This is a genomic window from Candidatus Rokuibacteriota bacterium (genome assembly GCA_030647435.1).
Lineage (GTDB): Bacteria > Methylomirabilota > Methylomirabilia > Rokubacteriales > CSP1-6 > AR37.
Map to the genome: position 1 here is coordinate 18,396 of JAUSJX010000132.1, position 10,867 is coordinate 29,262.

Consider the following 10,867-nt stretch of genomic DNA (forward strand, 5'->3'; position numbering starts at 1 on the left):
ATGCGCTTCGGTCTGATCGGCTACGGACTGTGGGGCCGTCACCACGCGACCGCCATCCGGAAAGCGCCCGGCGCGGTCCTGGCCGCCATCGCCTGCCGGAGCGAAGCGACGGCGGCCGTCGCGCGGCGCGACTTCCCCGACGTGCCGGTGCACGTCGACTACCGGGAGCTCCTGGCGCGCGCCGACGTGGACGTGGCCGACGTCGTGGTCCCCAACCACCTGCACGAGGAGATCGGCGTCGCCGCCCTCAACCATGGCAAGGACGTCTTGCTCGAGAAGCCGATGGCCGCCACCCCGGAGCAGTGCGACCGGCTCCTCGCGGCGGCCCGCCGGACCGGGCGGGTCCTCACGATCGGCCACGAGCTGAGACTCTCGACCCAGTGGGGCCGCGTGAAGGCGATCATCGACGCGGGCGACATCGGCGAGCCCATGTACGCGCTCCAGACCCTCTTCCGCTTCCCCTACCGTCCCGGCGCCGAGGGCTGGCGTTACGACCGATCGCGCGTGGGCTCCTGGATCCTCGAGGAGCCCGTCCACGCCTTCGATTCCGTCATGTGGTACCTCGAGCGCCAGGGCGACCCCGTGTCGGTCCTGGCCCTCGGCAACGGCCGGCACCCGGAGGAAGGCATGGAGGACAACTTCACCGCGCTCCTGCGCTTCCGCGGCGGTGCCTACGCCGTCGTCACCGAGACGCTGGCCGCCTTCGAGTACCACCACGTGACCGAGGTCGTCGGACGCGAGGGCTCCATCCGTGCCTGGTGGTCGGGCACGATGGACCGCACGCGCCAGCCCGCGTACGAGCTGAAGGTGCAGCGGCGCGGCGCGGGCGAGGCCGAGACCGCCACCCTGGCCGCGTCCGGCGAGCTGTTCGAGCTGGAGACACAGCTCGCGCAAGCCGTCGTGGCGTTCCGCGAGCGGCGGCCGCTGGTGTCGGGCGAGGAGGCGCGCAAGCGCGTGGTCGTGTGCGTCGAGGCGGAGCGCTCCCTGCGCGAGGGGCGGGAGATCCCCCTCACCTTCTGAGTCAAGGGGAACTCGTAACTCGGAGCATGAGTCAGCGGGACACACGTGAGCCTGAGCCCACCGGCGGGAGCTGTCGAGCTCAACGGCCTCGCGCCGACGGCGCTGTCGGAGCTCGCCCTCCAGATGAGCGCGCGGCACCGCTATCCGCGGCGACGAGGGGCGGCCTCACGAAATGTCGGAATGTAAGACCTGACCCCAGCCGCTCGCAAGATGCTAGACGAACGCAGCCCCCCTCGCAAGGGTCGTAGCGAGATGGAGAGCGTCGCGTAATTTGAGGTAGGCTAGGAAGCCATGGACACCATGCGCCTCCTTCGCGGGGTCACAGCCGCCGCTGTCCTCGCCGCGCTGGCGCTCCCCGCCACCGGGCCCGCCCTGGCGGCCGACCCCTTCGTCTCCGTGGGAGACGAGCTGGCCGTCGGCACCAACCGGACGGGCGAGGCCTGTCGGCTCAAGCTCGTGAATCTCCGAACCGACACCGGTTTTCGGCGCTTCAGTCTCTACTGCGAGGGTTGGACACAGCCGAGCGGCGATGTCTGGACCTTCAACGTCGGCAAGGGCTTTGCGCTCGACAAGCTCCTGACAGACAGCGTCTGGGAGAAGAACTTTTCTCAGCGCCTGGGCGGCTGCGGCGCGGTCGAGGCCACCACGCTGGGCTCGGGCACGCCGGCCGCCTTGCGCGAGTGCCGGAGACAGGACGGCGGCTGGCGAGCCCTCGTCGTGGCGGCGGTCATCAATCGCCGCGGCTACGGCCTCGAGACCTTCCCGACAAACCTGCCCCTGCTGGAAGCCGCCGTCGAGGTGCTCGAGGGCAAGCGCCCCGCCACGGAAGTGGCAGGCGCGAAAGGATCGCTCTCGGCCGCCATTCGTCGCGCCGAGGCCATGGTGGACGCCAGCGGCAAGCTCACCGGCGTCGAGGACGTGGGCGCCCGGGCCCGCTTCTACCGTGTCGGGACGCTCCTCAACTACGCGGGCGACGTCGTCGGCTCCGAGGCGGCCTTCCGCCGCGCGCTCGAGATCGAGGAGCGCGCGGGCGGTCCCGACCAGCCGGCATCAGGGCGGACGTTGGCCGAGATAGCGCTTCAAGTCGGCTACCAGGGCGGCCGTTTCGAGGAGGCCAACCAGCTCTACAACCGCGCCGAGCCGCTCGTCCAGAAGAGCTACTCGTGGACGGACCGGCCGCTGTATTTGGCCTACCGGGCCAACACCGAGCGCGCATACGGGCGCCCCACGGTTGCGCTGCCGCTGGCCGAGGAGGCGGTGCGGCTGCGCGATCAGCGCGAGGTGCGGGTCGGGAACGAGCCCTCCGGGCTTGCGCATGCGCTCGTGTCGCTGGGCCGGACCCAGCTCAGCCTCAAGCGGCTCGACGAGGCGGAGCGAAGCGTGTCGCGGTCGCTCGACATCGTCCAGAGGCCCGGACAGGACGCCGAGTTCCGAGCCTGGTGGACCAGCGAGTCCCGGGAGTGGCTGGGCCGGATCCACGTCGAGCAGAAGCGCTACGCGGACGCGCGCAAGCAGTTCGAGGCTGCCCTCGAGCGGCGGCGTCTCCTCTTCGGCGACTCGGTCAAGGTCGCCGACTCCTACCGGGACCTGGGCGTGCTGTCTCGCGTCGAGGGCAACTTGCCTCTGGCGCTCCAGGCCTTCAGGAAGGAGGCGGAGATCTACGCCGTGGACCCGCTGGGCCGAAGTCGCGTGCGCCCGCAGTGGCTGGTCCCGTACATGGACACGCTGTTCGAGGCGGCCGGGGCCGACCCGGCGCAGCGCGAGGCGCTCCATGCCGAGGCCTTCGCCGCCGCCCAGTTGCCGAGGGAGGGCGACACGGCGCGCGCCATCACCAACATGGCGGCCCGGCTCGACACCGCCGACCCCGCCCTGCGCGCCGTCGCGCGCGAGTACCAGGAAGCGGCCCGCGGGCGCGACACGGCGCGGCGCGAGCTGGCGATGATGACCCTGCTCCCCGCGGACAGGCGCGAGCCCGCGCGCGAGGCCGAGCTCACGAAGGAGCTCCAGGCGGCGGAGACGCAAGTGGCGAGCCGCGAGGGCAGGCTCCAGGCAGAATTCCCGCGCTACGCCGGGTTGGTCGCGCCGCGGCCGCTGGCACTCAAGGACCTGAGCGGGCTCCTGCGCCCCGGCGAAGCGCTGCTTTCGATCCTGACCACGCGGAACGCGACCTATGTGTTCGTCGTGCGCGACGGCAAGATCCACGCGCACCGCGCCGCCATCGGCGCCGGTGCGCTCGACAAGAGCGTGCGCGACTTGCGCAAGGAGCTCGATCTCGCGGACGGTCAGCTCCGCGACTTCGACGTGGTGGCGGCGCACAAGCTGTATACCGACCTGATCGGGCCTGTCTCCGTTCCGCTCGCCGGCGCCACACACTTGATCGTCGTGCCGTCGGGGCCGCTCCTCAGCCTGCCGCTGGGTCTTCTGGTGACCCAGCCAGTCCTGCCCCCGCAGCTGGCGGCCGCGCCCGAGAAGAGGGACTACCGGCCCGTGTCCTGGCTCGGCAAGCAGGTGCCCATCAGCGTCCTGCCTTCCATGGGCTCGCTGAAGAGCCTGCGCGCGGTGGCCGGCCGCTCGAAGGCGGCCCAGCCCTTCATCGGCTTCGGCGATCCCGCCTTCGCGGGCGCCCCGGGAGACACGCGCAGTCTCGCCGCGCTCGGGAAGCTGTGCCGGGACGGCGCGGGAGTGGACGTCGAGCTCGTGCGCGGCCTGCCGCGCCTTCGCGAGTCGGCGGGGGAGCTCCGGCAGATCGCGCGGACGCTCAAGGCGCCGGAGTCGGACGTGATCCTGGGCGCTCAGGCGACCGAGAAGCGCGTGCGGAGCACGGACCTCAGCCAGTACCGCGTGGTCGCTTTCGCGACCCACGGCCTCCTGCCGGGCGAGCTCAAGTGCAAGGGCGAGCCGGCGCTGGCGCTGACGCCACCAGCGACGGGGAGCGCCGATGAAGACGGGCTGCTCGACGCCGGCGAGGTCGCCCAGCTCAAGCTCGACGCCGACTGGGTCGTCCTCTCGGCCTGCAACACGGCGGCGCCCGACGGCGGGCTGGGCGGCCAGAGTCTCTCGGGGCTGGCGCGCGCCTTCTTCTACGCCGGCGCGCGATCCCTCCTGGTCTCTCACTGGGCCGTGGTCTCCCAGCCGACGGTGATCCTGACCACGAGCCTCTTCGAGGCCTACACGCGCGACGGCACTCTCGGTCGCGCCGCCGCCCTTCGCGCGGCCCAGGCCAAGCTCCAGGGCGATCCCGCCACCTCGCATCCGGCCTTCTGGGCACCCTTCGTCCTGGTGGGCGACGGGGGCCAACCGTAACGTTCGCGATGGAGGGTGTGGTCGCCTGTGTTGCCTATGCGGAAGGCCGCCGCGTGCGCGACGTCGAGATCCCGGACATCAGCGAGGTTCTCAAGGAGCCCGGCGTCTTCGTGTGGGTCGGCCTGCACGACCCCTCCCCCGAGCTGCTCCAGCAGATCCAGAAGGAGTTCGGGCTCCACGACCTGGCGGTCGAGGACGCCCAGCTTGCCCACCAGCGGCCCAAGCTCGAGCAGTACGGCGACTCGGTCTTCGTCGTGCTGCGCCCGGCGATCCTGACGTCAGATCAGGAGCGCATCGAGCTGGGCGAGACGCACCTGTTCCTGGGACCGCGCTATATCGTCTCCATCCGGCACGGAGACACGCCCGCCTACGCCGCCGTCCGGACGCGCTGCGAGAGCACCCCGGCGCTCCTGGCCAAGGGGCCGGGCTTCGTGCTCTACGCCGTCATGGATTTCATCGTGGATCACTACTTCCCGGTCCTGGACACCCTGGGGGACCAGCTCGAGCGCCTCGAGGACGAGATCTTCAGCGAGACCTTCGACCGGAAGACCGTCCAGCGCATCTACGACCTCAAGCGCAACCTGGTCGAAGTCAAGCGGGCCGTGTCACCGCTCGTGGACGTGTGCAACCGGCTCGTGCGCTTCGATATGCCGCTGATCCACGAGGACACGCGGCCGTACTTCCGCGACGTCTACGACCACGCGATCCGGATCAACGAGCACGTGGACACCCTGCGCGAGCTGCTGACGGGCGCCCTCGAGGCGCATCTGTCCCTGACCGCCGTGTCGCAGAACGACGCGATGAAGAAGCTTGCGGGCTGGGCGGCTATCATCGGCGTGCCGACCATGGTCGCGGGCGTCTACGGGATGAACTTCAAGTTCATGCCGGAGCTCGAGTGGCGCTACGGCTACCCGGCGGTCATGGCCGGCCTGACCGTGGTCTGCGTCTATCTCTACTACCGGTTCAAGCGCTCCGGCTGGCTCTGACCTTGTTGGACGGATTGCGCATTCGGGATGCCCGTTCCGGGAGCTGGGGTCAGGTCTTGAAATACGACACCAAGTCTGGACCGATGATCGCTCGCCGCGGTCGGGTCTGGCTGGCAATGTATGAATGCAAGACCTGACCCCGATCCATTCAGCGGATGCCGGCGCGCATGAAGCTCTGGACGAACTGGCGCTGGAAGAGCAGGAAGCCGATCAGTAGCGGGCCGGATGTCATGAGGGTCGCCGCGGTGATGATGGACCAGTCCACGCCCTGATCGCCCGACGAGAAGATCTGCAGTCCCACCGTCAGCGGCCGCGAGTTGACCGAGTTGGTGACGATGAGCGGCCAGAGGAAGTTGTTCCAGTGGTAGCTGACCGACACGAGCCCGTAGGCGACGTAGACGGGCTTGGCGAGCGGCACGTAGACCTTCCAGAGCACTTCGAGCGGCCCGGCGCCTTCGACTCGCGCGGCTTCATCTAGCTCCTTCGGCACCGTCTTGAAGGTCTGACGCAGGAGGAAGAAGCCGAAGGCCGAGGCCATGTAGGGCAGGCCGATGGCGACGAGCGTGTCGAGGATGCCCAGCCGGCTCATTGTCCGGTAGTTTTCCACGATCAGCACGTCGGGCATGATCATCAGCTGAACCAGCACGAGCATGAAGGCGACATCGCGCCCGCGGAAGGTGAAGCGCGCGAAGGCGTAGGCCGCCAGCGTGCAGAGGACGAGCTGGGCCGCCAGGGTCATGGACGGAGATCGCCGACACTCGGGGGTCCGGCTACGAGGCGGCGCGGCGCTTGTTGCTGACGTAGTCCACGAGGACGTACTCGCCGAGGCGCTCCGGGGTGGCGAAGAACGCGCGGCCGCGGTTGATCTTCGTCATCTGCTCGACGAACGCCGCCAGCATCGCGCTCCGCTCGAGCATGAAGGTATTGATGGTGATGCCCTCGCGCGTGCAGCGCTGGACTTCCTTGAGCGTCTCCTGGAGCGTCCGCCGCGTCGGCGGGTAGGAGAACTCCGCCTCGCCGCCCTCCATGTGCGCCGTCGGCTCGCCGTCGGTAATCATGATGATCTGCTTGTTGCCGCCCTTCTGGCGCCCGAGGAGCGTGCGGGCGAGCATGAAGGCCGCGTGCATGTTGGTGCCGATGTTGGTCCCGCTGGGGGACAGCTCGGGCAGCTCCGCCGCGCTGAACTCGCGCGCGTAGAGCGAGAAGCCCACGATGTGCAGGCTGTCGCGCGGGAACTGGCCGCGGATCAGGGCGTGGAGCGCCAGCGCCACCTTCTTGGCCGGCAGGAAGCAGCCGTTGTAGAGCATCGAGCGGCTGAGATCGAGCAGGACGACCGTGGCCGCCTGCGTCGAAAGCTCGGTGCGCCAGACCTCGAAGTCATCCGGCGAGAGCCGGACGGGCGTGCCCGCGCCGCCGCGCTCGACCGCGTGCATGAGCGTGCCGCGCAGGTCGAGCAGGAAGGGGTCGCCGAACTCGTAGCGCTTGGCGTCGTCGGTGCGGTCACCGCCGGCGCCGCGGCGCGAGACGGCGTGGCGCCCGAAGCGGTCGCGCTTGAGGTGGTCGAAGACGTCGCGGAGCGCTTTGTCGCCGATCTTGCGGATGGCCCGTGCCGTCAGCTGGAGCTTCCCGCCCTTGTTCTCGAGGTATCCGGCCTCCTCAAGCTTCTTCGCGAGCTCGCGGAGCTTCTGGAGATCGCGCGCGGCCTCCTCGCCCAGGAGCCGCTCGACTTCGGATTCGTCGATCTTGTCCAGGTCGCCCGGGTCCTTCGCGCGCCTCAGCTGGCGCTCGAGCTGGTCCATCTGCTGGAGCTCTTCCATGACGCGCATGGCCTCTTTCATGGACAGGTTCTCGTCGCCCTTGAAGTCGTACGGCCGGCGGAGCGCGTCCATGGGCAGGAGGTCTTCGAGGTTCATGGCGAGCTGGGCCATCTCGGCCTCGAGCCGCTCGTCTTTCGCGAAGAGCGACTGCATCATGTCCTGGAGCTGCTGGCGCTGGCCCGGCGTGAGGCTCTGCATCAGCGACTGCATCTGGCCCATCTGCTTGCCCATCTGCACGAGCAGCTGGTCGAGGCTGTCCACCATCGGGAAGTTCTGTCCCCACTTGGCTTTGAAAGCCTGGAAATCCGGCTCGCCCCCCTGGGCACGCTCGCGTAGCATGTTGTTCAGATCCCGCATCATCTCCCGCATGCGCTTCAAGTCTTCCGGCGTCAGGTTCTGGAGCCCCTGCTGCATGCCCTGCATGAAGGGCTTGAGCATCTGCTCCTGGAGCGATTTCATCAGCTCGTCGAACTTGCGCTTCGCCTCGGCATCCGTGAACGGGTAGTCCTGGAGCGCCTTGATCTGCCCCGCGGGGTCGGGCGGCATCGCGTCGAGACGCTGGAGCTTCTGCTCCTGCTGGGCCCCCGGAGGCACGTCGCGCTCGATGCCCGCGCGCTCGGTCTTGAGGATGTCGGCGAGCTGCTTCTTGATGTCCTCGAGCACCGAGCCCATGTCGTACTGCTCGAGGCGCTGCTGGCGCTCCTGCTTGAGGCGCTTGAGGAGATCCTGGAGCCCCGGCATGCGGCCGCCCTGCGGATCCTGCGCGCCGCGCTGGAAGAGGCGGCGGAAGGCGTTCCAGAGATCGCCGTCGGCGAGCAAGTCGTCCGACATGGCCGACAGGAGCTGGTCGGCGTCGAGGTCGGGGACGGCCTGGGTGCCGTCCCAGCGGGAATATCGGCTGAGTCTCGCCATGGCCGGGAGTTGACGTATGCTACCACCCATGACCACTCGAACGAACCCCCGTCTCGACGACCTCCTGTCCACCCGCGCCCGGATCGGTTGGGGCGCCTCCGCCCCGCCCGCGCGCCCCGTGGCCGAAGCGCTCTTCGAATTCGGTGGCGGCCACCCGGATCCCTCGTCCTTTCCTTACGAGGGCATGGTCGAAGCCACGGCCGACGTGATGAAGGCCGAGGGCGCGCCGGCGCTGTCCTACGGCGAGCCGCAGGGCTACAAGGGCCTGCGCGAGCTGGTCGCCCACAAGTACCGGCTCTTCGAGAACCTCGAGGTCCCGACGGACGACATCATTATCTCGAACGGCTCGGGGCACGCGCTCTCGCTGGCCTTCAGCGCCTTCGTGGACGTGGGCGACCCGATCCTCAGCGAGGCGCCGACCTTCTCCGGCACGCTGGCGACGATCCGCCGCCACGGCGCGCGCGTGCTCGACGTGCCGCTGGACGCGGAAGGCATGGACACGGCCGTCGCGCGGCAGCAGCTCGAGAAACTCAGGAGCGAGGGCAAGCGCTGCAAGCTCATCTACACCATCGTCAACTTCCAGAACCCCGCGGGGCCGACCATGTCGCGCCGGCGGCGCGAGGAGCTGATCGCGCTGGCGCACGAGTACGACACGCTGATCCTGGAAGACGACGCCTACGGCGAGTTGCGCTTCGAGGGGCAGGCGCACCCGTCGCTCTACGCGCTCGACAAGGGCGGGCGGGTCATCCGCGCGGGCACGCTGTCGAAGATCCTGGGCGCGGGCGTCAGACTCGGCTGGCTCTGCGCGCCGCGCCAGATGATCCCGGCTTTCCAGGGCTTTCTCTTCGGCGGCGGCGTCAACCCCTACGTCTCGCGCGTGGCGACCTTCTACATGCGCGAGAACCTCGTGCCGCACGTCGCGCGCCTGGTTGACATCTACCGGTTGAAGCGCGACGCGATGCTGAAGGGCCTGTGGGAAGTGCTCGAAGGCACCGACGTCGAGATCAGCAAGCCGGAGGGCGGCTTCTTCATCTGGATCAAGCTACCCACGGGGACCAAGATCGAGCGGCTCCGGGAGGCGGCGGTCAAGTCGGGCATCCAGTTCACGTGGGGACCGGCCTTCTACGCCAACGGCGGGGGCGAGGGGTTCATCCGCCTCGCGTACAGCTGGGAGCCGCCCGATCGCAACTACGAGGGCGCGAAGCTGATCGCCCAGGCCATCAAGAACGCGCGCTAGCTGTGAAGTCTCACGAGATTGTCCTCTGCAAGGACCCGTTCCAGAGTCACGACGAACGGGTCGAGCGCCTCATCCGCTCGTTCTAGTTCTTTTTTCGCCTCCCGCAGTGCCTGCCGTCCTGGCCAAGTCTTGACCGTGTCGCTTTCATCTGAGCAGTATGGGTCCGATGGCCACGGTCCTGGACAGACATCGGGAATTCCCTCCCCCCCGCGCGCTGCCCGTCCAGTCGCCCCGCTACCACTCCCTCGACGCTCTCCGGGGCACGATGATGCTCCTCGGGATCTACCTCCATGCGGCGGTGGCCTTCTCCCGCCACGGCAGCTGGCCCTGGAAGGACGGCTCGACGACGGCGGTGTTCGATCTGAGCCTTGGACTCATCCACGCCTTCCGGATGCCCGTTTTCTACGTCATGGCGGGCTTCTTCGCCGCGCTCCTGCTCGAGCAGCGCGGCCCGGCCGGCTTCCTCAGGAACCGGGTGGTCCGCATTCTGCTCCCGTTCGCCGCGGGATGGGCGGTGCTCTTCCCCCTGGTCGCAGCCCTCGTGACTGTGGCCACGAACCTGGAAGAGCCGCGGACCATCCCGCTGAAGTACCTGCAGTTCTTCAGCTCGGGAGAAGTCCTGCGCCACGTCGACCCGATGCATCTCTGGTTCCTCGAATACCTCCTCATCTTCTATGCGATCGCCCTCGCCGTCATTCCCCTCGCTCGGCGACTGCCGGCTCTCGTCGCAAAGATAGAGCGAACTTTTCGGGCGGTCCTGATCTCGCCGCTCGGGCCCCTCGTCCTCGCCGCCATCACCTTCCCCGCCCTCTGCTTCATGCAGGAGGGCGTGCTCGATGATCCGTCGGGCTTTGTCCCCGAGGCGAAGATCGTCATCATCTACCTCGTCTTCTTCGCCTCCGGCTGGCTCCTCTACCGGAACGCGGATCTTCTCCCGACCCTCCTCCGCCTTCCGCGGCTTCCGATTGTCCTCGTGCTCGGGCTCGCGGCGGCATTGCTCGGCTTCTACTTCCTCTGGCATCGCGCGCAGTCGACCGCAAGCCATACGCACCTCTGGTTCCTGGGGAGCGCCTGGTTTCTTGGGCTCTCGATGTGGCTCTTCATCTTCGGCTTCACGGGCCTCTTCCTCCGCTACCTCGAGCGGCCGGTCCCGTGGATCCGCTATCTCTCGGACTCCTCCTACTGGCTCTACCTGATGCACATGCCGGTCCTCCTCGTCTTTCAGATCGCGGTGGCGGGGACAGGCTGGACACCGGCGGTAAAAGCGCTGGTCGTCCTCGCGGCTTCGGTCCCCACCCTCCTTGCGAGCTATCATGTTCTTGTCCGGTCCACGTGGGTGGGCGCGATCCTGAACGGTCGGAGGTACCCGGTCAGGCGGCGGCTGTGACAAGGCAGGTTTCTGCGAGGTCGGGAAGCAGTTCGACCGAAAGTTTTGCAGTTATGCGGACTCCTAAGCTGAAGTTCCTGCGTCACCTTAGCGAGATTGGTCGTTGATTCGTGGAGATAGCTCACAGACGGCCTGCAGGGTTCTGTCTACACCGTGATCGTCTTGAGCAGGTCGTAGGCGCGTTGCTGGGTGGGGCTTGGCGTGG

6 protein-coding genes and 1 pseudogene are annotated in these 10,867 nt (G+C 68.3%); 5 read left to right on the forward strand and 2 right to left on the reverse strand.

The window, feature by feature from the left end:
- From Q7W02_23085 to corA, 3 genes are all read left to right on the forward strand, one after another.
- The gene (locus tag Q7W02_23085; protein MDO8479022.1) at positions 1 to 1,020 is read left to right on the forward strand and encodes a Gfo/Idh/MocA family oxidoreductase; all 1,020 of its coding nucleotides are present in this window, start codon (positions 1 to 3) and stop codon (positions 1,018 to 1,020) included.
- Between the two features lie 291 nt (positions 1,021 to 1,311).
- A complete protein-coding gene (locus Q7W02_23090) occupies positions 1,312 to 4,323 on the forward strand; it encodes a CHAT domain-containing tetratricopeptide repeat protein (GenBank protein MDO8479023.1) in 3,012 nt (1,003 codons plus the stop codon).
- 8 nt (positions 4,324 to 4,331) lie between these two features.
- Entirely contained in the window at positions 4,332 to 5,309 is a 978-nt protein-coding gene (corA, locus tag Q7W02_23095; GenBank protein ID MDO8479024.1) for a magnesium/cobalt transporter CorA, read from the forward strand.
- Positions 5,310 to 5,457: 148 nt separating this feature from the next.
- On the opposite strand, the pseudogene Q7W02_23100 reads toward corA, so the two are convergent.
- Both Q7W02_23100 and Q7W02_23105 read right to left on the reverse strand, forming a co-directional pair.
- Positions 5,458 to 6,051, reverse strand: a pseudogene (locus tag Q7W02_23100) (carbohydrate ABC transporter permease).
- Between the two features lie 28 nt (positions 6,052 to 6,079).
- A complete protein-coding gene (locus Q7W02_23105) occupies positions 6,080 to 8,038 on the reverse strand; it encodes a VWA domain-containing protein (protein MDO8479025.1) in 1,959 nt (652 codons plus the stop codon).
- Positions 8,039 to 8,066: 28 nt separating this feature from the next.
- Between Q7W02_23105 and Q7W02_23110 the strand changes: the two genes are divergently transcribed.
- Both Q7W02_23110 and Q7W02_23115 read left to right on the forward strand, forming a co-directional pair.
- Positions 8,067 to 9,275, forward strand: a complete 1,209-nt coding sequence (locus Q7W02_23110) for a PLP-dependent aminotransferase family protein (protein ID MDO8479026.1) — start codon at positions 8,067 to 8,069, stop codon at positions 9,273 to 9,275.
- A gap of 166 nt (positions 9,276 to 9,441) precedes the next feature.
- Positions 9,442 to 10,662: an acyltransferase family protein gene (locus Q7W02_23115; protein ID MDO8479027.1), complete on the forward strand. Its 1,221-nt coding sequence runs from the start codon at positions 9,442 to 9,444 to the stop codon at positions 10,660 to 10,662.
- The last annotated feature ends 205 nt before the right edge of the window (positions 10,663 to 10,867 follow it).

Coding starts and splice junctions, on each gene's coding strand:
- Q7W02_23090 (MDO8479023.1), top strand. CDS start 1,312: ATGGACACCATGCGCCTCCTTCGCGGGGTCACAGCCGCCGCTGTCCTC.
- Q7W02_23110 (MDO8479026.1), top strand. CDS start 8,067: ATGACCACTCGAACGAACCCCCGTCTCGACGACCTCCTGTCCACCCGC.
- Q7W02_23105 (MDO8479025.1), bottom strand. CDS start 8,038: ATGGCGAGACTCAGCCGATATTCCCGCTGGGACGGCACCCAGGCCGTC.
- corA (MDO8479024.1), top strand. CDS start 4,332: ATGGAGGGTGTGGTCGCCTGTGTTGCCTATGCGGAAGGCCGCCGCGTG.
- Q7W02_23085 (MDO8479022.1), top strand. CDS start 1: ATGCGCTTCGGTCTGATCGGCTACGGACTGTGGGGCCGTCACCACGCG.
- Q7W02_23115 (MDO8479027.1), top strand. CDS start 9,442: ATGGCCACGGTCCTGGACAGACATCGGGAATTCCCTCCCCCCCGCGCG.